Here is a 22,142-nt window from a genome sequence, read left to right on the forward strand (position 1 = left end):
ATAAGTATTATAAACAATTGACCAGGGGTGATTAAGTGTCAGATAAATTACCAAGAGAATTGCTTGCAATAATTACCGAGCAAGCGATTAAGTCACACGAGCAACAGAAAGTTAAAGAAAAGACACAACAACGTGACTATAGGTTGCGTAACGCAACGCTACTACTAAAGAATTACCATAAGTTGAAAGTACACTGCAAAGCAATATCGAATGATATAAAAGATTATGAAGATATGGTTTACGATCCTGACGAGCTAAACTTGTACACTTTAATGAAATATAAGGCACGAACTGCACAAATGTTAAATTACTTTGATAGGATATTTAGAGCCTATGGCGAGTTATCTAAAAGACAAGGTGAAGCTGCTGAACGTCGTTATCGGATTTGTCAGAGAATGTATATCGATGAACAGAATGGGACAGCAGGTGAGTTGTCAGACTATTATAACATCGATAGAAGTACGGTCTTCAGGGACATTAACAAAGCGATTGAAGACTTATCTATCATGTTATGGGGGATTGACAGCTTCGATGATTTGAAGTGATGCGACAAACCCGCACCATCGTGCGACTATTCCTGTGGTAATATGTAAGTGTGGATAAGTGAAGTTATCCGGCAGAATTAAATCATCTCCTTATTTATTTTCCACCTCGCTAGTCGGGGTGGTTTTTGGTATAGTTATATCAAAAAGGGGGTTACGATTATGGGCAATCCTATCAATAATTTGGGCGACTATGGATGGGTCACAACGGCTGCTAAAGAAGCGGGTGGAGTGGACATGCTAATCCAAAACATTGAAGATACAGCTGTTGAACTAGCAAAAAGCGGTCTTGTTAATAGGGGAAGGGTAGAAGGTGCCGCAGTATCTATTGGGGCTTTAGCATGTTTAAATTTAATAAATAAAGCTATAGTTAAACATAAGAGAAATAAAAAAATAAAAAATAATGAACTAAAAGCAGAGATGCAAGTGTATAAAGACGAATTGAAAGAAATTGTTGAAGAAGAAATTGATATAGAAAACAAAATAATTGATTAAACTTGACCTCTCACGAGGTCTTTTTTCATACACAAATAATAAAAGGTGGTGAGTACCATAGCTAAGTATGATTACTGGATAACTGACGAAGGATTAATAAAGATTGAAGGGTGGGCTAGAGATGGGCTCACCGATGAACAAATATCAAGTAACATCGGCATTTCTAGGTCAACGTTGAATGTATGGAAGAAGAAGTACCCGGACATTTCGGACACCTTAAAAAGAGGCAAGGATTTCGTTGACAGGCAGGTCGAGAATGCCCTACTCAATAACGCTTTAGGATTTCATTACAAAGAGCAGATGGTCACAAATAAAGGTTCGGTTGTTGAAGTTGAGAAGTTTCAATCACCCAACACAACCGCTCAAATATTTTGGTTAAAGAACCGCAAACCTAGTGAGTGGAGAGATAAACAAGAGCAGAATGTAGAGTTAACAGGAAATATGAATGTAAACAATCCATACGATTAACTCACAGCTGATGAGCTGAAGGAGTTGATACGGGTTGCTGAAGAATAAGATTAACGTCCAGAAAGCCAAGTAAATATTGGCGAGTAAGGACTTTTTTAGTTTTTGCAGCATGATGACACCAAAGTTCTATAAACTGAATCGACAATATTTAATTGACCCCGCTAATGATATGCAGACGTTTTTAACGGACGACAACGACGTGTTAGTAGTCAACCTTCCGCCTCGTGATGGTAAGTCACTAACAGCAACCAAATTCCCTCAATGGGTATTGGGTATTGATCCAACGATTCGAATCATGACAGGTTCTTATAACGAACGCCTATCAACCAGTTTCTCTAAGACCGTTCGTAACTCGATACAGGAACAAAAGGCACAAGAAGAAACGATTGTTTATAATGATGTGTTCCTTAGCACTCGAATCAAGTATGGAGACGCCAGCGTGGGGTTATGGTCGTTAGGCGGCAGTTATACAAACAACTACCTAGCAACATCACCTACAGGAACGGCGACCGGATTTTGTGCTGATTTGATTATCATAGATGACTTAATAAAAAATGCTGAAGAAGCTAACAATGCTTTAGTCTTAGATAAACATTGGGATTGGTTCACGGACACCATGCTATCTCGTCTGGAGTCAGGCGGTAAAATCATGCTGATTATGACGCGTTGGAGCTCTAAAGACTTAGCGGGTAGAGCGATTGAAGAATTGCCTAATAATGGATATAAAGTTAAGCATATCAACCTTAAAGCAAAATTGAAGGACGGCACTATGTTATGTGATGACGTTCTTTCATTAAGAGAATTCAATCGTAAGACTAAAACAATGTCACCTGAGATTGCTAGTGCTAACTACCAGCAAGAGCCGATTGATTTGAAGGGTGTGTTGTATGGTGAGTTCAAAACATATGCAAGGTATCCGAAGTTCAAAATTATTCAGAGCTACACCGATACGGTTGATACGGGTAGTGATTACCTAGCAACATTTATTTACGGAGTCACATTTGATAATGAAGCCTATATCCTAGATGTTAATTACACCAAAGAACCTATGGAAGTTACCGAACCATTACTAGCTAAAAAGTTATACCAACGAAAGGTAAACAAAGCAGTGATTGAGTCAAATAACGGAGATCGAGGTTTTGGTCGTAGTGTGGATAGGATATTAAAACAAGAATATAAAATGAACTACACCGTGATTGTCCCTTTAACTCAATCAAAGAAGAAAGAGGCTCGTATTTTGACGAACGCCACTTGGGTAATGGAACATATATTTTTTCCAGAAGGATGGGAAAACAAATGGCCTGGATTATATAAAAACCTTAAAACATACCAACGTGAAGGTAAAAATAAAAACAATGATGCCCAAGATGCGTTGACGGGTGTGGCAGAGAAGACACAATTCGCACGAAAAGTAAATAAGCTACTGTGATATTGTCAATTCTCTGCAAATTAAAAGGTGATTGATAATACATAAAAATCATAGTATATTAATATAAGCTCTACTAGCTAAAAAGCCTATTCTCTTAAATGAGAGTAGGCTTATTTTTGTCTCTTGAATTTACAATTTAAGTGCAACACCAAAAGAGACTCATTGCTTCAAACCTAGTAGAATAGTGTTTACGAAGACAACTATTGAAAGGGTTGATAACGATGAGCCTCTACAAACATCTTACCATAGATGAACGAGAACAGATATTTCTTCTTTTCCATCAAGGATACTCGATTAGATTCATTGCGAAAACATTAAAAAGAAGTCCTTCTACAATTAGCCGAGATTTGGCTAGAAATAAAGATCTGCCAACTTATTCTCCTTCAGTTGCTCAGGAAAACTATACGAAAAAAAAGCTAAGTGTGGTCGAAAATGTTTGTTAGACAATCCTGAATTAAACACGCTAGTTAAAACGCTCTTTTTAAATGATCAATGGTCGCCAGAACAAATTGCCAATCGCATTCAGTTAGAGAACTCAGTTTTGACTATTAGCTTTAATACGATTTATCGAGCTATTTATCGGGGGGATTTTGAATGAGGCAAATTTAAGTCACGGACATCGTGGAGCAGTTAGAAAATTAAGACATAAGGGAAAAACACGCCATACAAAAAATCATATTGAAAAGCGTGGAAAGATTTCCGTGACGCATACGATTCATGAAAAACCTGTTGCAGCGAATAATCGTTCATCAGTCGGTCATTGGGAAGCAGATACAGTAGCGGGTAAAACCGGAAAGGCCTGTTTAGTAACGCTTACTGACCGAAAAACACGCTTTTTACTGGCGGAGAAAATAGATAAAAAGGTTTCGACCCACGTGCGTGATTCCGTCATTAATTTACTAGCTGCTCTACCGAATAGTAAAAGAAAATCCATTACTTCAGACCGTGGAAAAGAATTTTCAAAGCATCGAGAAGTCACTCAATATTTAGATAACATCCGTTTTTATTTCGCAGACCCTCATGGCTCTTGGAAAAGAGGAACAAATGAAAATACAAATGGACTACTAAGAGAGTACTTTTCAAAAACAGAAGATCTAACAAGCTGTTCAACAGATTACATCAATACTTGTATTGAAAAACTAAATAAACGTCCGCGTAAGTGCTTAGGTTGGAAAACACCTTATGAGCTCTTCTTTGACAAGGTGTTGCGTTAAATTTGACAATTCAAGCTAGAAACTAAAACCGTAGTCGGTGTTTATGATAGACATCATTTCACTAGCCGTTTTGTTAATGGATTCGTTATCTTTATTTAGGAATTTAAAGCTTTTAACTGCATCAATTATTTCCAGGCAAAACTCATGAATGTCAATATTCAAATTCGTTTCATTTGTTCCGCCATTGTTAATTGAATAGTTATTATGGAGGAATATATTACCTGAAGTAGAATAGGTTAATACAAATTTATTTATTAATTCTCTTGCTCTCTGCTCTTCAATATTTGTAGTGCTGTTATGAAGAATTGCACATCTTAATGCATAAAAATCAGAAGCTTTTACAAACCCTTGATCATATGAGTGAATAGGCAGAAAATAATCTTCTATAAATTTTGTATAGAGCTTTTTGCTTGTTTGACCACCATTTTGTAACGAGGCACAAACATCAGGTAAAGAGAGAGCGACTGTTAGAGCAGCATAGTGATTTTTATTTTCTAAACTAATTTTTACTGATGTAATTAATGGGTTTAATTTCTCCTCTAGTATCGACATTATTTATTCTCCAATTCTCCACAACCATCATAACTTGTAGTAAATGGTAATCCTGTTTAGATACTATAGTAAAACTTCGGCTATAGAATCTAAAACAGCTTCTATTTCGTCATCATTTTTTTGGTGAAGTAATGATACCACATCTAGTTTAAATTAATGGCTGATATTCTTTTAAATCCAAAGAGGCCACTCCATTAGGTTGATATAATAGTTAATGAAGTAGGTAGTAATGAAAGTACATTCGCCAGCACAAATCTCAAGTATATATTACCATAAAAGTATTAGTGTTAAGCTGGTTTTATTTATTCGTTTGCAAACAGAAACGCACGTTGTTATAATTACTAAGAGGTGGCACAGTTAAATAATTAATAAAACCGCCACTAAAAAGCGACGGATCAGTTTCACGCTGGCGATTTTTGAATACACAATTCAAATATAATTGGTTCTGTTTAGTAATCTCACATAAGTAAAAAACCTCTGTAAAGACTAATTTAACAGTGATTAGTCGAGATTAGCATAAAGAACGCGGAAGATAATTCGACTATAAATAAAGCTAGGAAAAGCTCTCATGAGCCAATCCTAGCTTTTTTATTTGTCCAGTATTTAAACTTAAAGGTCACTCAAAAAGTCCTAAGTGGATGAAAAAGTGGATTTTTCTTTTAAAAGATAATTACCGCACATTGTAAAAGGGCGTGTTTAATGAAAAGAGTCACTCAATATGCTTGCGGGTGAAACTTTAGGCTATTGAAGATCAATAATAATTAAACAGAAAACCTCTACCTTTTCTATAGAAGGGCGGAGGTTTTTAAATTAATCTATTTCAATCTCAGGTCTTTCATCGTGCCCCCATGAAAAGCGGAGTCGATTCGCTTGTTGACCTAAACCTTTGCCAATATCTGTATTAAGAACTTTTGCGCGTTTATCACGTTTCGCCACTATTTCTTGAGTTGGGAGAATATCGCGGTAGTTCGCAATCGCATCTTCTTTAGTCGTGAAAGGTTGGTGAGCGACCAGATAAACTTCGTGGGAATTATCGACTAAGGTATAGCCAGCAATTCCAGTTTCTTTCTGGTAGGGTTTGGCTAAACCTCCATCAATTACAAGCATTTTACCACTGGCTTTGATTGGTAATTCCCCTTTAATTGTTTTAACTGGCGTGTGCCCATTAATAATGTAGCCGTCAGCAGTTAAGCCAAACTCTTGCAGCAATTTAATACAGAAGGCTTCATCAGAACGTAACTTATAATAAGCGTTTTTAGCCTCATAATGTAACTCTTTATCGCTAGAGAAATAGCGTTCAAAAGTTTTCATGGTTTTCTTGCCAAATAGATTGGATGCCTCACCACACCAAAGATACCAGACAAGATCAGTCGCATAATCATCATAAACAGTCGGTTGATCGTATGCTTTATGAATCGCTTCAGTGAAATAATCCATTAGGGCGCGACCTTTATACTGTTGGCCTTCGAAAGTAGCTTCCAGAAATTCGCCTTCAGGCGTACAAGGGATACAACCGTGAAAGAGTAAATTCTCATTATAAGTTAAATACAAGGTGCCTTCACGGACTAGAAAGTCGATATGTTGTTTTAAGTTTTCAGAACTTTGGAACTGATGCAGCAAGTCGCGTAAAACCAATTCTTCACCCAAGGTCAGTTCATAAGGATCTTCTTCATAAACTTTCTGAAAACATGTATTATCTAATGGGTAATCTTTGCCATTGACGGTCAGCGTTTGACGATCAGCAGACAATTTATCGAATAGTAAACGGCTTTCCATATTAAATTCAGGGCGACGTTTAATGATTTCGCCTTCAATTTTAAATTGCATGATCGAAATCGCTTGATGCATCCGGGTAATGTCGAGAGTTTCATCCTCAGTTAAATGTAACGTATCGCCTTTGGGACGAAAAGCCGGGTTATCCACGTAATAGCGTTCTCCGTATTTAGCCAGCCTTGATAAATCAATGCCGTATTTATCCATTAACTCTGTATGACCGTAACGCAAAGTGATTCGCAACACATTACATAAACAAGCAATCGATCCACTATATGCACCAATCCAAATGACATCATGGTTACCTAATTGGATGTCTAAAGAAGGGACGTCCATTAACTTATCCATAATTTTATCAGGATCCGGCCCACGGTCGTAGATATCTCCCAAGACATGTAAGTGGTCCACGACAAAACGTTGAATTAGATTAGCCAGCACAATCGCAAAATTATTCGCTAAATCAAGATCGACGATTGTTACGTAAATCGACTTATAATATTCTTCTTTATTATCCGTCTCGTCATATTGGTATAATAATTCTTCTAAAATATAGGCATATGCTTGAGGCAAAGCTTTACGTACTTTAGACCGTGTATACTTTGTTGAGACAAAGCGGGTAACTTGAACCAAATGGTCGAGTAATTGATACCACTCGGCATTGCTTTTTTCAACAGTGGCTAATAAATCTTCAGGGTAATATATGTAAAAACAAAGTTCCTTTTGTTCTGCTTCAGTCAGTTGATTATCAAATAATTCATTTACTTTTAAACTAATGACGCCTGAGCAGTTACGTAATATATGGTCAAAGGCTTCAAATTCACCGTGTAAATCACTGATGAAGTGTTCAGTAGCTTTCGGTAATTGTTGGATGGCTTCAAGGTTAATGATTTCGATTAAAGCATCCATCCGCTGGTCCTGACTAGAAGTTGCTTGGGCTTGTGTCATTTTTAAAACGCTCCTTTATCTTCGCGATTAAATCTGTTTCTCATCATATTTTCATTATGACAATCATACCATATAAAGATGTTACCGGTAACATCTCTTTCTTATAAAAACACTAAAAATTCCATATAGCACAATTTTTGAGTTTGGTTTTATTATAGTGCTTTATTTGTTATACTTATAAAGGATGTATTTTGTCCAAAATATGTTGAAAATGGGGTTTTAGCATGTCACAATTTAAACAAGAGTTTGAAGCTTTATTGAATGAAAAGAAATTACCATCTTCTTATAAAGAAATTGAGAATGGACATCATCTCTATCGTTTTCAATTTAGAGTAACAAAAGAGACCGCGTTAATCGTAGAAGTGATTATTCAGAATACTGATAAATCGTATAGTGATGCTCAAATTATTTACCGTCACATACACATGTTGCGCGATTATAATGCACGTGGCAAGGCATTAGAGGTTATTAATGATTTAAATGAAATGAAAACAGGTTATTATGGTTTATTCCTTGCGGGAGATGGAGAAGTTTTCTTGCGCTCATTACTGCGTATTGGCACGGATCCAAGACCCCTATATGATACAATTGTCTTAGGTTCTGCGATTGCAAAAGGCTTACAGCCTCAATTAGTAGCAGAATTAGGTGAATCAGCAAAGAGAAATTAACCTCCAATCTAAGACTTAAATTGATATAGAGGAGAAGGTGTCGTGTTAAATCGGTTAATATCAGAAAAACCATGGGCGAATACAGTTCTACAATTAGTAGTGGTCGTCTTCGCATCAATCAGTTATGGTTTTGCATTAAATGTTTTTTTAATTCCAGGGAATATCTATAGTAGTGGTGTGACTGGAATCGCACAATTAATTAGCTATTATACAAATAAGACTGCTTTTGCGACTCTTTTGACCACTGGTAACTTAAACTTTCTTCTAAATATACCATTGATTATCTTAAGTTATTATCGTTTAGGAAGAACGTTTACAATCATGTCACTATTAGTCGTTGTAGGGACAACAATTTCCGCAAATACTCTGCCAATTGCTGGTATATCTGAGAATCCGTTATTAAATGCGATAATGGGTGGCGTGATTTCTGGACTCGGTGGGGGCTTAACTATTAAGGTCGGTATGTCTTCAGGAGGTATGGATATTGTTTCTGTACTTATTTCAAGAATGACCGGAATGAATGTCGGCTCCTTATCTTTCATTATTAATCTCTTTGTCATGGGAGCAGCGGGGCTTTTATTTGGTTGGGAGTTTGCCCTATATACGTTAATTTCGATTTATGTGGGTTCACGTGTCGTCGATACGATTCATACAAACGAACAGGTATTGACTGCCTTTATCGTGACGAACCGAACCGACGAAGTGATTGCTTCCATCTTTAAGCGCATTGTGCGTGGGGCAACAATCTTAGAAGGCCAAGGTGGTTATTCTAAAGATAAGCGTGATGTCGTAATGGTTGTTGTTAACCGTTATGAAATTCATGATTTACAAATAGCGGTGACTGAAGCAGATCCAAGTGCCTTCATCAATATGATTCAGTCGACAAAAGTTTCAGGTCGTTTTTTATCTCGCGATCAACAAAAGTCTTTGCGTAAAGAAGTTGCATTGATTGACCATGAAGCCGAAAAAACAGAAGTGATTGAGACAGTATAAATAAAAAAGAATAGGTCTGACTGTGGAGCATGCTCTACAGTCAGACCTATTTTGAACGGTGATTACTTTTCGACGATTGCTTCAACAGGAATGTCTAATGAAAATCGTTCAATCAAGTGACGGGCTAAGCCGTCCTCATCATTAGTATATTCTGTTTCTTCGTTCGATACTGCTTTGACAGTTGAACGACCATTTTTCATTGCGACACCCACTCCAGCAAATTGCAACATTTCTAAGTCGTTTTCCTCATCGCCGAAAGCGATGATTTTTGCTTGAGGAATTCGGTAAAACTCTGCAATTCGTTGGACACCAATTGCTTTGTTAATGCCTTTATGAACCACTTCCAATACAGGAAGTTCGCCTCCCCATGTACGCACAGACACGTAATCGCCATAGGCTTGATTAATATTCTGTTCGATGGTCTTTTGCTTTTCTTCAGCTGAAAATATAGTCAAAGCTGTCGGGTTAAAAGTCAATGATTCGCGTGATAGTTTATCGACGTTTGCTAAATCAACCGGATAGTAGGGACTATCTGGTAATTGAAGTGAAGTTGTATATAATCTGTCGCGACCTTCAGCCATCAATAATTCAATTTCCAACTTCTCTTGATTGGCAAACAGTTCAAATGCAATCTCACGATCCAAGTCTTGATGATAGTATGGCAGCCAGTTGGGCTGTCCAGGGAAATGACAGAGGGCGCCATTAAAGTTGACCATCGGAGCCTGAATATTCAGTTGGCGGTATAAATCGGAACTATTACGAAAAGGTCGTCCAGTCACAATCGAAATTAGATGTCCTTGCTCGCTTAACAGTCGTAATGTTCGAATCGTTAAGCGACTTAATTGTGATTTATCATTTAGTGTGGTGCCATCTAAATCGATAGCGATGAGTTGTTGCTGCATAATCAATCTCCTTTTGTTATATTCTTTACGATTATAACAGAATCTTAGGTTTCGAACCAATTTATCCCTCTATCCCTATGCCTTCTTTTGTGATAAAGTAAACAGGAGACTATTTTGAGAGGAGTATTCTGATGACTGATTTACCAGAGAGCACACCAGAATCAAGTGATGATTTTAATCTGAGTGCTGAGCAAGAGATGAAACAACGGATTATTGAACAACTGGAATTAGTGATTGATCCAGAATTAGGAATAGATATTGTCAACTTAGGTTTAGTTTATGATGTGGAATATCGTGAAAATAATGTAGCTTATGTCTTGATGACACTGACAACACCGGCTTGTCCATTGGCAGATGTGATTTTTGATGAAGTTGATCGTACTGTAAAGGCATTGGCCGAAGTGGACGAGGTTAAGTTAGAATTATCATTTTATCCACCTTGGCAACCAGACCGTATGAGTCGATATGCAAGAATAGCGCTTGGCTTTTCTGGTTAGATAAACTAATAATATGTTTGATTTTAAAGAAACAGGCTACTGATTGTCAGTGGCCTGTTTCTTAATATTTTCTAAAGATTGGTCTGACAAAAACATATTTGACATTAATTTACGTATTTAATAGTAGTAAGTTAATATGGGAGGTTAAATTAATGTGTGTGAAGATGTCGCAACAACATATGTGGTTGTCAGAACTCAATAATAGAGAGGCTTTGTTAGAGCAAGAGGCAAAAGACTATTATTGGAAAGAATGTGGACATGAAGGGGAAGTGAAGTTTTCACAAATTTCCCAAAGAGAGTCAGCGGCTAGTTGGGAGTGGGTGTTTGATTTACGTCTGCAAACAAAAGCGGGTGAGATTCAACTGGATGCTGTATTAATTTGTGAAGTTGGTTGGATTTGTTTTGAAGTTAAGAATTATCGAGCAGCCTATCAATTTTCGGACAAGAAGCTAACTGTTAATGGAATTGTACAATTTCATGATGTCTTTAAGCAAGTTGAACGAAGCAGGAGTATTTTTGAGCAAGTGGCAAGACAATGTTCAGCTTTAAGAGAATTGCAGTACTATGTTGTGTCTATTAATGAGGAAGATACAGTTAACATTGAGGAAGGCGTCTCAGACATTCCCTATCTAAAAAATGCCAAGCTCCTGCAATTTTATCGTGACTTACGGTTTGAATGTGAAAGACTCGCTAATCTTCAAGCTGTTTTTAATCGTGATTTTAGAGATGAAGCCATGAAATTACGGGCAATGCATAAAATTGATAACCGTCGGTATTCCCTATCGGAAGAGCGATTTATAAACTTAAAGAAAGGACTTTACTGTGAGCGTTGTCGAGAGTTTAATTTAGAAGTGACACGTTATTATATCATTTGTAAGGAGTGTGGTTTTTGTGAAGGGAAGGAGAAAGCAACATTGCGACTAATATGTGCGCTAGGGATTCTGTTGCCTTATGAGGGGCTGAATCCGTATAAGGCCTGGCAACTGTCTGGAGGTATGTTAAACGTCTATTCAATAATAAAAGTAATGAATAAACACTTCATCCGTAATTCAACAAAACATTCATACAAAAACAATAATTTATCTTTTAAGGATCAATTCAGTCACAATATTTTTCACTACAAAGATAAAGATTCACCGCATAAAATACGATGACTCAATATTTGCCCTTGGCCGTGACGGCGAATACCATATTTGCCCCTGGCCGTGACGGCGAGTAGCATTTTTGCCCCTGGCCGTAACGGCGAATACCAATTTTGCCCCTGGCCGTGACGGCGAGTTCAGCTTTTGTAGCTTCAACCCGATTCACACGCGAAAAAAACTATCAACCAAAAACCATCAAACCAAAAAGCAGAAAAAGCCAAGTGCTAAGACTTGGCTTCGTATTTTTTAATTAAATCTGTGAAAACTTTCCAATAATTATCAGCCTTAACAGAACCGACGCCATCAACTTCTAAGAAGGCTTGATAAGTCGTGGGTTTTTTATTTGCCATATCCACTAAACTTTTGTTATTGAAGATGATATAAGAAGGCATACCTGCTTCGCTTGCAAGGTCATTGCGTAAAACACGTAGTGCTTCATATAAATCAGGATCTTCTGCTGAGATAGTGACAAAAACATTACGTCTCGAACTGTTGCGTGCAGAATCAACTTGTTCTTTCATCATCAACTGTTCGTCGCCTTTTAACAAAGCTTGTGCTCGACTAGTGAGCTCAAGCCCTTTATGTTGGTTTAAATTTAAGTAATGATTGGCCAGCAGAAGGGAAATAACATTTTTTACGAAAGACTCTGATTTATGTTTGAGAAGACCATAAGTGGATAATTCATCAAAATCCCAATCTAGTAATTTCTTTTCCTTACTCCCTCGCAAGACATTCGTAATCATTGTCATACCGAAACTATGTTTCATACGTACGATACAAGACAATACCATTTGGGCTTCTCTAGTGACTTCGACCGTAGTAAATTCACTTAAGCAACTAGAGCAGTTCAAACAATCGACTTGCCTATTCTCCCCGAAATAATTCAAAATAAAGCGGCGTAAGCAAGAGGTATGGTTAGCGTATTGAATCATCGTATCTAAACGTGAAATACTTGTAGGGTCCTGACTGTTTTCAATTAAAAACTTACTTGAAACAATATCTTGCTTTCCAAATAATAGAATTGCTTCAGATTCTAAACCATCACGTCCAGCACGTCCGGCTTCTTGATAGTAGCCCTCTAAATCAGTTGGCATATTATAATGAATCACCTTTCGCACGTCAGTCTTATCGATTCCCATCCCAAAAGCATTGGTTGCGATCATAATTTTCGCACGATCGTAAATGAAATCATCTTGAGCATTTGCACGCACTTGTGCTGATAAACCAGCATGATATTTGGCGACCGAATGGCCACTTTTCAATAAATGCTCGTGAATTTGATCGACATTTTTACGAGTTTGAGCATAGATAATCGTGGAATCTTCTGCATCTTTCAAATAATCTTTTAACTCTTGCATTTTATTTGAAGGCTCTTTAACTGTAAACTTAATGTTAGGCCGATCAAAAGAATTGATGAATACGTTTGGTTCAGTTAATTGTAACTGTTCAATTATATCGCCTCTCACCAATTCGGTAGCTGTAGCCGTAAAAGCTGCTATGGTAGGACGATGAGGCAATGCGTCTATGAAAGAGCTGATTTGGCGATAGCTTTGACGGAAATCATGCCCCCATTGAGACACGCAGTGTGCTTCGTCAACAGCGATCATCGATATTGGTAATCTAGAAATTTCATTAACAAAAAATTGGTTTTCTAAACGTTCAGGCGCGATATATAACAGTTTCACCCCCCCTTGACGCAAGCGGTAACGAATTTCAGAATATTCTTGTTGAGTTAGAGAAGAATTAATGAAATCAGCTGAAATACCATGTTGTTTCAAAGAATCAATTTGATCATGCATTAAGGAGATCAAAGGGGAGATTACAATTGTTAAACCAGCTTTCAATATAGCAGGTAATTGATAACAAACGGATTTTCCTCCACCAGTCGGTAAGACGCCAAGAACATCTTGATCTTGCATCAAAGCAGAAATGATATCCTCTTGTCCCGGTCTAAAAGTCGAATAACCGAAGTTTCTTTCTAATGCTACTGTTAAAGTCAAAATACTACCTCCCATATTATCCGTTTTATTTTAACAGAATACGAATAAAAACACGAATTTTCTAAAAAACATTTTAGTTAATAATCAATTAATAAATCTTTGTTATAGTTCCTTTAACCTCATAGTAGCGCATACTAACCACCACATAATTTAGTATGATTCACAACCTCTTTTTAGTCTACTAGTTAATGAATTCAGTCCATTATTTGCTGCTATGACCGGTAAAACCACCAAGCCCTGAAACTTTCAGCCCAAAGACAGCGCTTGGTGTTTTTTTCTGTTCATATTTGAAAGCCTATACAAAAAGATTGCAGGAGACAACAATATGTGGTTAGATTGAAGTAACAAAGTCAATGAAGAGGTGTAGAATGAATATTGCTTTAATTGCACATGATAAAAAGAAAGACGATATAGTTAATTTAGCGATTGCATACCGTGAAGTACTAGCAGAACATACCTTGTTTGCGACAGGAACCACTGGTCAAAGAATCATCGAGGCGACTGACTTAAAAGTTCACCGTTTTAAATCAGGACCATTAGGCGGGGACCAACAGATAGGTGCTTATATTTCTGACAATAAAATTGATTTGGTTTGTTTTATCCGAGATCCATTAACGCCGCAAGCACATGAACCAGATATATCTGCTTTATTGCGACTGTCGGATGTCTATGAAATTCCATTGGCCACAAATGTTAGTACAGCAGAAGCCCTGTTGCGCGCATTAGACGCAGGTTTTCTAGATTGGCGTAAAGTTGCTAAAACTAAAGAACGAGACCATCTCAATTTTTAAAACGAAGACCTTATTTCCCCAGGAAGTAAGGTCTCATTTTTTCAAAAAAGGACTAAAATATGCATTGACCTTTCCTGACCAAGGGTATATACTATAGGTAGCTCGTAAAGAGCTTACTTTTTGGTCAAAACTAATTGACCAATTTTGACTAATGACTAAACGGATAAATGAAAGGTTGTGAAACTGTGATTGATAAATTTACAACAACAATGCAAACTGCGATAGGTGAAGCACAGCAAATCGCAATAACACGTCAGCAACAACAAATTGACATACCGCATTTGTGGCTTGTCTTTTTGCAACCGGATCATTTTGCTTATAATTTATATGAAGAGTTAAATGTGCCGCTGAGCGAATTCAAAACATTGGTAGAAAACGAAATTGATCAATTACCTACTGTGTCAGGAGCAAATGTTCAATATGGACAACAGTTTAGCCAAAGATTTCAGCAGCTATTATCTGAAGCAAATAAAATAGCCAGTGAATTTCAAGATGAGTATTTGGCGACAGAAGTATTTATGTTAGCTTTATTTGAACAGAAAAATAATCCATTAACGAAGTTTTTACTAGAAAATGGGTTAACTAAGAATAAATTAAATGAAAGAATTAAAGAATTGAGAGGGGGAGACCGTGTGACTTCAGCAAACCAAGAAGAAACTTACGAGTCTTTAGCTAAATATGCCATTAATTTAAATGAAGCAGTTAAACAGAATAAATTAGATCCCGTCATTGGACGTGACGAAGAAATTCGCGATGTTATCCGCATTCTCTCACGTAAATCTAAAAACAACCCAGTTCTAATAGGGGAGCCCGGAGTGGGTAAAACTGCTATTGTTGAAGGGTTAGCCCACCGAATCGTACGTAAAGATGTGCCAGAGAACCTAAAAGATAAAGAAATTTATAGTTTGGATATGGGCTCTCTTATCGCTGGAGCGAAATACCGTGGAGAATTTGAAGAACGTCTAAAAGCTGTTCTTAAAGAAGTGAAACAATCACAAGGACGTATCTTATTATTCATTGATGAAATTCATACTATTGTGGGCGCTGGAAAAACAGAAGGTTCAATGGATGCAGGGAATATTCTGAAACCTATGCTTGCAAGAGGAGAGTTACATTGTATCGGTGCCACCACTCTAGATGAGTACCGCGAAAATATTGAAAAAGATAAAGCATTAGAGCGTCGATTCCAACGTGTCATCGTTCAAGAACCGACAGTGGAAGATACGATTAGTATTTTACGAGGGTTGAAAGAACGCTATGAAATTCACCACGGGGTGAATATCCATGACAATGCTTTGGTTGCGGCGGCTACACTTTCTGATCGCTATATTACAGATCGTTTTTTACCGGATAAAGCCATTGATTTAGTTGATGAGGCATGTGCAACTATCAGAGTTGAAATGAACTCGATGCCAACTGAAATGGATACAGTGACGCGTCGTTTAATGCAACTCGAAATCGAAGAAGCTGCTTTGAAAAAAGAAAACGATGATGCGAGTAAAAAACGATTAGAACTTATCCAAGAGGAATTGGCCGAGTTACGCGAAGAAGCGAATAATTTGAAATTACGTTGGGAAGTTGAAAAAGAATCCATGAATGCTATTCGTGATAAACGTCAAGCTTTGGAAGAGGCTCGTCGTACATTAGAAGAAGCAGAAGCAGATTATAATTTAGAAAAAGCTGCAGAAATGCGTCATGGTCGAATCCCACAACTAGAAAAGGAATTAAAAGAAATAGAAGCTTCTGAAGAAGCCAAAGAAGTCACTCGTCTCACCCAAGAACGTGTGACTGACGAAGAAATTGCGAAAGTTGTTGGAAGATTAACTGGAATTCCAGTGACTCGTTTAGTTGAAGGTGAAAGAGACAAGTTACTACGCCTAGATGAAACCTTACATAAACGTGTGATTGGTCAAGATGAAGCAGTTGAGAAAGTAACAGAAGCCGTCTTACGTTCACGTGCTGGACTCCAAAATCCGAATAGACCGATAGGATCCTTCTTATTCTTAGGTCCAACCGGGGTCGGAAAAACTGAACTAGCCAAATCTTTAGCGGAAGTTTTATTCGATGATGAAAATCATATGGTGAGAATTGATATGTCTGAGTATATGGAGAAACACAATGTGTCTCGTTTAATTGGAGCACCTCCTGGTTACATTGGATATGAAGAAGGTGGACAATTAACTGAAGCTGTTAGACGTAACCCTTATTCGATTGTACTTTTAGATGAAGTTGAAAAAGCCCATCCAGATGTATTTAATGTCTTATTACAGGTGTTAGACGATGGTCGTTTAACCGACTCTAAAGGGCGTGTTGTTGATTTCAAAAATACTGTGCTGATTATGACAAGTAACATTGGTTCACATTTACTATTAGAAGGTGTGAATGATGAAGGGCATATCGAAGAAAATACTCAAAATCAAGTAAGAGCGTTATTGAGACAACACTTTAAACCAGAATTCTTAAACAGAGTCGATGATATCGTGATGTTTACACCACTTTCACGTCAACATATGGGACAGATTGTTTACAAGATGTTAGGTCAATTGCAGACTCGCTTAGGCTATCAAGATATTCAATTGACATTAGACGAAGACGCTGCTCTATGGCTCGCTGAAAATGGCTATGATCCAATTTACGGTGCAAGACCATTAATGAGATTCATTACTAGAGAAGTTGAAACGCCATTGGCTAAATTAATTATCAAAGGTAGTATCCTTCCGAATTCATTGGTTCACGTATCTTTAGTAAATGATCAGTTGAACTTCGTTTCAGAAGTAATCGAAGCATAATATCCCCAAATACACACGCGAGGCTTTGATGCCTTTACGTGTGTATTTGTCTTGTAATATAATGCAAGCAATAATTTTTTATATATTAGTGAAAAATCTTCATTAGCTAATAAGAGTTGCTAGGCTAATCCGGCAAAATGTGATATATTTTAAACAAATCAAAAGGAGGTGCATGATGCAAAAATTAGATAGATTGGTGATTAAATACATTCTATTTATTGCACTCGTAGTGTTAATTGTATCCAATTATGAACAAGCAATTAGCTATATGTTTCACTTTCTAAGAATACTCTCGCCAGTTATCGTTGGTATTATAATGGCCTATATCTTGAACATCTTAATGATAAAATTTGAAAACATTTGGTTTCCTAACAAGAATAACCAATGGGTGAATAAAACACGCAGACCTTTGAGCATTCTGTTTGCGATGTTAACGATTAGCTTCGTATTATTTATTGTGTTAGGTTTAGTGGTTCCGCAAGTGTTAGTTGTTTTGACAACTTTAATCGAAGCCATTCCGGTAGCAATTAACCAAATACAGACTTGGTTCACGAATTCTGAACAAAGATTCCCGGAACTAGCAGTTATACTTGATCAATTTGAAGTTAATTGGTCACAAATTGTTCAAGATGCAGTCGCCTTTTTTAATGGTGTAACAACACGAATTGTTGAAACAACTTTATCGACTATAGGCTCCATTGCGTCAATCGTTATTAACCTTTTCTTATCTTTAATTATCTCGATTTACATTTTAATGTCTAAAGAAAAAATAATGAGTCAGGGAAACCGAATGATCAAAGCATACTTCACTAAGAAGCAATACGATAAAATCCGTTATGTTTTGTCAGTCGTAGATGCATCTTTTAGTCACTTCATTACCGGAGAAGTATTAGAAGCTTTTATACTAGGCGTAATGGTAACGGCGGGGATGTGGATTTTCAGATTCCCTTATGCCACAATGTTAGGTGCTTTAGCAGGAATTATGGCATTAATCCCTATGTTAGGCGCATGGATATCAGGCACGATTGGCTTTGTTTTAATTGGTGTGCAATCGCCGATTCAAGGATTAGCCTTTTTAATATTTATCATTATAATCCAGCAACTTGAAGGTAATATCATTTATCCGAAAATCGTTGGAGATAAGATAGGCTTGCCAGGTATGTGGGTCTTGATTGCAGTAACAATTGGTGCGGGGCTTGCAGGTATACCAGGTATGCTTTTAAGTGTACCGATATCATCGGTAATCTATAAACTCCTTAAACAAGATGTTACGACACGAGAAAGAATAGACGTAATGTCTTAAAGCAACACATTAACTAAAAAATTCGGAGGTGTTTATTTGCGAAAATTAGATAAACTGCTGATTAAGTATATCTTATTTATTGCAGCCGTTGTTTTGATCGTGTTTAATTATGAACAAGTTTTAAGTTGGCTAAAAACGATTTGGTTAATTTTATCGCCAGTAATTATTGGTGGCGTAATGGCTTATATATTAAACATATTGATGGTCAAATTTGAAACGTTGTATTTTCCAAAAAGTCAGAAGAAAATTGTTGTTAAATCCCGCCGGCCAGTGAGTATTTTACTTGCTATGGCAACGATTGTGCTAGTGGTTTTACTAGTAGTTGGTTTAGTCGTACCACAAGTTATTTCTGTGGTAGCTAAATTAATTGAAAACATTCCGACAATCTTCGAAAGAATTCAAGCATGGTTAACGGATTATGAGCAATTATTCCCGGAAGCGGCGACTTTGATGGACCAGTTTGATATTGATTGGAGTCAAATGGTTAGAAATGCAGTCAGTTTCGTTAACAATTTAACAACAAGTATATTAGAAACGACTTTATCTACCGTAGGGTCATTAGCAGGAATTATTATTAATCTCGTTTTATCATTCATTGTTTCAATCTATATTTTGATGTCAAAAGAAAAGTTAGCGAGTCAATTTGATCGCATGTTGAAAGTCTATTTAAACGAGAAAAATTATCGAAAATATCATTACGTGCTAACACAATTTGATGAGTCATTTAGACACTATATTACGGGTGTCGTGGTTGAAGCGTTGATTTTAGGAGCTATGGTCACTGTGGGAATGTGGATTTTTCGTTTCCCCTACGCAGCTATGATCGGTGCACTCACAGGCTTTTTAGCGATTATACCGATGCTAGGTGCTTATTTATCAGGTGCCGTTGGCGCCTTGTTAATCTCAGTCGAGTCCCCCGTTCAAGCAATGTTCTTTATTCTCTTTACAATTATCGTGCAACAAATTGAAGGGAACATCATATATCCTAAAGTTGTAGGCAGCTCCATAGGTTTACCAGGACTTTTTGTATTAATTGCGGTGACAATTGGTGGTGGCTTAATGGGAATACCAGGAATGATTATATCAGTTCCTTTGGCATCTGCTTTATTTAAACTTCTTAAGAATGATGTCAAAAACCGCGAGGCTATGAGACAATACAGGAATGAGACTGTTGAGCAAACAGGCAATTTAGATTATGTTAAACAGTACATTCAAGAGGTAAGCAAAAACATAAATACTTAGATTTATCATTTAAATGAACACACAATTTTTTGAGACCGCTCATAAAATTGTGTGTTTTCGTTTTGGATTGGTCTATAAGAATGATATAATAAAAATAAGAAAGGGGGACGAACAAATGTGGATTTTGCTATTACTTGGTGTAGCTTTTTTATCAACAGCTTTATTTTTAAATCCTAAGTTATTTTATATTGGTGCATCACTTATAAGCTTTGGCGTTTATTTTGGTGTAGCCAATGTTGATTTCAGTATATTTCTGATGTTCTTGCTTGGGGTTGGACTTTTAATTGTAGAGTTTTATGTTCCTGATTTTGGGGTCATTGGCGTTGTTGGTTTTTTAGCCATGACGATAGCGATTTACTTAAAAACGGGTAACTTTACAGAATTAGTCTATTTAGTTCTTGCTTGTTTAGCTGTGGCTTTCGTTGTAGTTATCTATTTCTTAAAAAGCGGAAAAGAGTTAAATATTAGTCCGGCTTTTATTTTAAATGAATCAATGACTTCAGATAAAGGCTATTCTAGTGAAAAAGATTACAGTTTTCTTCTCAATGCAAATGGAACAGTCGTCTCAGATTTAAGGCCAGTCGGTCGTGCAAAAATTGGTGAAGAAACGTATGAAGTCATTAGTACGGCAGAAATGATTTCTACTGGAGAAGCAATTATAGTCACTCGTGTTCAAGGTGCAAAAGTATATGTGAAGAGAGGAGCAATTTAAATTGGATTTTTTTAATTTATTTGATGGGAATCCCTATAACAATCCAGAGGGGTCAACTTTTACCGTCGTACTAATTTTAGTTATCGCAATTATCTTACTTGCGTTATTCTTTAGATTCGTACCCGTAGGCTTGTGGATTACAGCCTATTTCTCTGGAGCTAAAGTAAGTATTGGTGATTTAGTGGGTATGAGATTAAGAAGGGTTGTTCCTTCAAATATCGTTAATCCACTGATTAAAGCAACTAAAGCAGGGATTGATATTAACACGAATCAACTCGAAGCTCACTACTTAGCTGGTGGTAATATCAACCTGGTAGTCGATGCGTTAATTGCAGCTCAAAGAGCGAATATTGATTTAGAGTTTGAACAAGCAGCTGCGATTGATTTAGCTGGTCGTGATGTTTTTGAAGCGGTCCAAGTATCTGTAAACCCTAAAGTGATCGAAACGCCAATCGTTGCCGCAGTGGCGATGAATGGGATTGAAATCAAGGCCAAAGCCAAAGTGACTGTTCGTGCCAATATCGAGCGTTTAGTCGGGGGTGCTGGTGAAGAAACCATTATTGCCCGTGTTGGTGAAGGGATTGTTACAACTGTTGGTAGTTCGAAGTTTCACTCAGATGTTTTAGAAAATCCTGATTCAATTTCACAGACCATTCTGCGTAAAGGTTTAGATTCAGGAACGGCCTTTGAAATTCTATCGATTGATATCGCGGATGTGGATGTCGGCCGAAACATTGGTGCGAAACTACAAACAGATCAAGCAATGGCAGATAAGAAAATTGCTCAAGCAAAAGCCGAAGAACGTCGTGCCTTTGCCGTGGCTCAAGAGCAAGAAATGATTGCTGAAGTTCAGAAAATGCGTGCCCGAGTTGTGGAAGCCGAAGCAGAAGTTCCATTAGCCTTGGCCGAAGCATTCCGTAAAGGAAACTTAGGTGTCATGGATTACTATAATATGAAAAATGTTCAGTCTGACACAGCCATGAGAGATTCTATAGCAAGGACCAATCCAAGCGATAACGAAAATGGTGAATAAACATGGAATTTATTGGAGGATTCATCTGGTTAATATGGGTTGTCGGATTTTTCTTCATTAAAAAAAGTGCCAAGCAGAGAAATCGCCAACAACGCTTTGAGCAAGCAAAAGCTAATCAAACTAAGAGAAGTAATCAGTTTACAAAACAAGTGTCGAACGTGCCCTCCGAATTAGAAAAGCACAAAGCGAGAGAGGCGATGTTTAAAAGAAACCAAAAGACACATCAATCCGCTCGTTTACATCAAGATAGTTTAAAGAAGAGAAATGTAGGAGTGCAACAACGTAAGCAAACATCTATCAAAGGTTTTGTTGAAGGTATACAGAAATTTCAACATAATAGTGACAGTATGGAGGCTTATCTGAATGAAGAATATCATGATTTAGAAATGGATCCTTATCAAGAAAGCTTAAACGACGCTTATTCACTTGATAGTGACCAAGATGATATTGATTGGGAAAGTTATGAAACTGATTTATTCGATGATTCTGATTGGAACGATGATGAAGAAATTTTGAAAGAAGTCAAAACAGGCACTGCTGATACACATAATGTGCCAAAAACTAAGCCAATCACTTTAAATGCAAGTAATATCAAACAGGGAATTATTTTAAGTGAAATCTTAGCTAAACCTAAGAGTCAACGCTAAAATAT

The 22,142-nt window shown here is 37.1% G+C and carries 19 protein-coding genes and 1 pseudogene; 16 read left to right on the plus strand and 4 right to left on the minus strand.

Features of this window, described 5'->3' with window-relative positions; genetic code table 11:
• Nucleotides 1–35 precede the first annotated feature (35 nt).
• From ACTQ5J_RS02095 to ACTQ5J_RS02115, 5 genes and pseudogenes are all read left to right on the plus strand, one after another.
• Nucleotides 36–545, plus strand: a complete 510-nt coding sequence (locus tag ACTQ5J_RS02095; RefSeq protein WP_441750345.1) for a hypothetical protein — start codon at nucleotides 36–38, stop codon at nucleotides 543–545.
• A 159-nt stretch (nucleotides 546–704) separates the two neighbouring features.
• A complete protein-coding gene (locus tag ACTQ5J_RS02100) occupies nucleotides 705–1,037 on the plus strand; it encodes a hypothetical protein (protein ID WP_441750346.1) in 333 nt (110 codons plus the stop codon).
• 57 nt (nucleotides 1,038–1,094) lie between these two features.
• Nucleotides 1,095–1,505 carry a helix-turn-helix domain-containing protein gene (locus ACTQ5J_RS02105; RefSeq protein ID WP_441750769.1) on the plus strand — a complete coding sequence of 137 codons (411 nt, stop codon included), beginning with the start codon at nucleotides 1,095–1,097 and terminating at the stop codon, nucleotides 1,503–1,505.
• A 109-nt stretch (nucleotides 1,506–1,614) separates the two neighbouring features.
• A complete protein-coding gene (gene terL, locus ACTQ5J_RS02110) occupies nucleotides 1,615–2,934 on the plus strand; it encodes a phage terminase large subunit (RefSeq protein ID WP_441750347.1) in 1,320 nt (439 codons plus the stop codon).
• Between the two features lie 221 nt (nucleotides 2,935–3,155).
• Nucleotides 3,156–4,148: pseudogene (locus tag ACTQ5J_RS02115) on the plus strand (IS30 family transposase).
• A 15-nt stretch (nucleotides 4,149–4,163) separates the two neighbouring features.
• On the opposite strand, the gene ACTQ5J_RS02120 reads toward ACTQ5J_RS02115, so the two are convergent.
• Together ACTQ5J_RS02120 and ACTQ5J_RS02125 are read right to left on the minus strand one after the other, a co-directional pair.
• Nucleotides 4,164–4,700: a hypothetical protein gene (locus ACTQ5J_RS02120; protein ID WP_441750348.1), complete on the minus strand. Its 537-nt coding sequence runs from the start codon at nucleotides 4,698–4,700 to the stop codon at nucleotides 4,164–4,166.
• 810 nt (nucleotides 4,701–5,510) lie between these two features.
• A complete protein-coding gene (locus ACTQ5J_RS02125; protein ID WP_441750349.1) occupies nucleotides 5,511–7,418 on the minus strand; it encodes a fructose-1,6-bisphosphatase in 1,908 nt (635 codons plus the stop codon).
• Between the two features lie 224 nt (nucleotides 7,419–7,642).
• On the opposite strand from ACTQ5J_RS02125, the gene ACTQ5J_RS02130 reads away from it, so the two are divergent.
• Together ACTQ5J_RS02130 and ACTQ5J_RS02135 are read left to right on the plus strand one after the other, a co-directional pair.
• Nucleotides 7,643–8,086, plus strand: coding sequence for a hypothetical protein (locus tag ACTQ5J_RS02130; protein ID WP_441750350.1), 444 nt, complete (start codon nucleotides 7,643–7,645; stop codon nucleotides 8,084–8,086).
• Between the two features lie 42 nt (nucleotides 8,087–8,128).
• Nucleotides 8,129–9,079, plus strand: coding sequence for a YitT family protein (locus ACTQ5J_RS02135; RefSeq protein ID WP_441750351.1), 951 nt, complete (start codon nucleotides 8,129–8,131; stop codon nucleotides 9,077–9,079).
• Nucleotides 9,080–9,141: 62 nt separating this feature from the next.
• Here ACTQ5J_RS02135 and ACTQ5J_RS02140 read toward each other — a convergent pair whose 3' ends face one another.
• Entirely contained in the window at nucleotides 9,142–9,981 is an 840-nt protein-coding gene (locus ACTQ5J_RS02140) for a Cof-type HAD-IIB family hydrolase (RefSeq protein WP_441750352.1), read from the minus strand.
• A 131-nt stretch (nucleotides 9,982–10,112) separates the two neighbouring features.
• Here ACTQ5J_RS02140 and ACTQ5J_RS02145 point away from each other — a divergent pair, with 131 nt between their 5' ends.
• Together ACTQ5J_RS02145 and ACTQ5J_RS02150 are read left to right on the plus strand one after the other, a co-directional pair.
• A complete protein-coding gene (locus ACTQ5J_RS02145; protein WP_441750354.1) occupies nucleotides 10,113–10,478 on the plus strand; it encodes a metal-sulfur cluster assembly factor in 366 nt (121 codons plus the stop codon).
• Nucleotides 10,479–10,642: 164 nt separating this feature from the next.
• Nucleotides 10,643–11,632, plus strand: a complete 990-nt coding sequence (locus tag ACTQ5J_RS02150; protein WP_441750355.1) for a nuclease-related domain-containing protein — start codon at nucleotides 10,643–10,645, stop codon at nucleotides 11,630–11,632.
• A 212-nt stretch (nucleotides 11,633–11,844) separates the two neighbouring features.
• Here ACTQ5J_RS02150 and recQ read toward each other — a convergent pair whose 3' ends face one another.
• Nucleotides 11,845–13,620: a DNA helicase RecQ gene (gene recQ, locus ACTQ5J_RS02155; protein ID WP_441750356.1), complete on the minus strand. Its 1,776-nt coding sequence runs from the start codon at nucleotides 13,618–13,620 to the stop codon at nucleotides 11,845–11,847.
• Between the two features lie 368 nt (nucleotides 13,621–13,988).
• Between recQ and ACTQ5J_RS02160 the strand changes: the two genes are divergently transcribed.
• The 7 genes from ACTQ5J_RS02160 to ACTQ5J_RS02190 all read left to right on the plus strand — a co-directional run bounded on the left by ACTQ5J_RS02160 (nucleotide 13,989) and on the right by ACTQ5J_RS02190 (nucleotide 22,137).
• A complete protein-coding gene (locus ACTQ5J_RS02160; RefSeq protein ID WP_441750358.1) occupies nucleotides 13,989–14,411 on the plus strand; it encodes a methylglyoxal synthase in 423 nt (140 codons plus the stop codon).
• 167 nt (nucleotides 14,412–14,578) lie between these two features.
• Entirely contained in the window at nucleotides 14,579–17,200 is a 2,622-nt protein-coding gene (gene clpB, locus ACTQ5J_RS02165) for an ATP-dependent chaperone ClpB (protein ID WP_441750359.1), read from the plus strand.
• A gap of 175 nt (nucleotides 17,201–17,375) precedes the next feature.
• Nucleotides 17,376–18,503, plus strand: a complete 1,128-nt coding sequence (locus ACTQ5J_RS02170; RefSeq protein WP_441750361.1) for an AI-2E family transporter — start codon at nucleotides 17,376–17,378, stop codon at nucleotides 18,501–18,503.
• A gap of 36 nt (nucleotides 18,504–18,539) precedes the next feature.
• A complete protein-coding gene (locus tag ACTQ5J_RS02175; RefSeq protein WP_441750363.1) occupies nucleotides 18,540–19,745 on the plus strand; it encodes an AI-2E family transporter in 1,206 nt (401 codons plus the stop codon).
• Between the two features lie 115 nt (nucleotides 19,746–19,860).
• Nucleotides 19,861–20,457 carry an NfeD family protein gene (locus ACTQ5J_RS02180; RefSeq protein WP_441750364.1) on the plus strand — a complete coding sequence of 199 codons (597 nt, stop codon included), beginning with the start codon at nucleotides 19,861–19,863 and terminating at the stop codon, nucleotides 20,455–20,457.
• Between the two features lies 1 nt (nucleotide 20,458).
• Entirely contained in the window at nucleotides 20,459–21,490 is a 1,032-nt protein-coding gene (gene floA, locus ACTQ5J_RS02185; protein ID WP_441750365.1) for a flotillin-like protein FloA, read from the plus strand.
• Nucleotides 21,491–21,492: 2 nt separating this feature from the next.
• Nucleotides 21,493–22,137 (plus strand): hypothetical protein, encoded by a 645-nt coding sequence (locus ACTQ5J_RS02190; protein ID WP_441750366.1) that lies wholly within the window; start codon nucleotides 21,493–21,495, stop codon nucleotides 22,135–22,137.
• Nucleotides 22,138–22,142: the final 5 nt, after the last annotated feature.

Origin of the sequence: Fundicoccus sp. Sow4_F4 (assembly GCF_052116145.1) — a bacterium.
GTDB lineage: Bacteria > Bacillota > Bacilli > Lactobacillales > Aerococcaceae > Fundicoccus.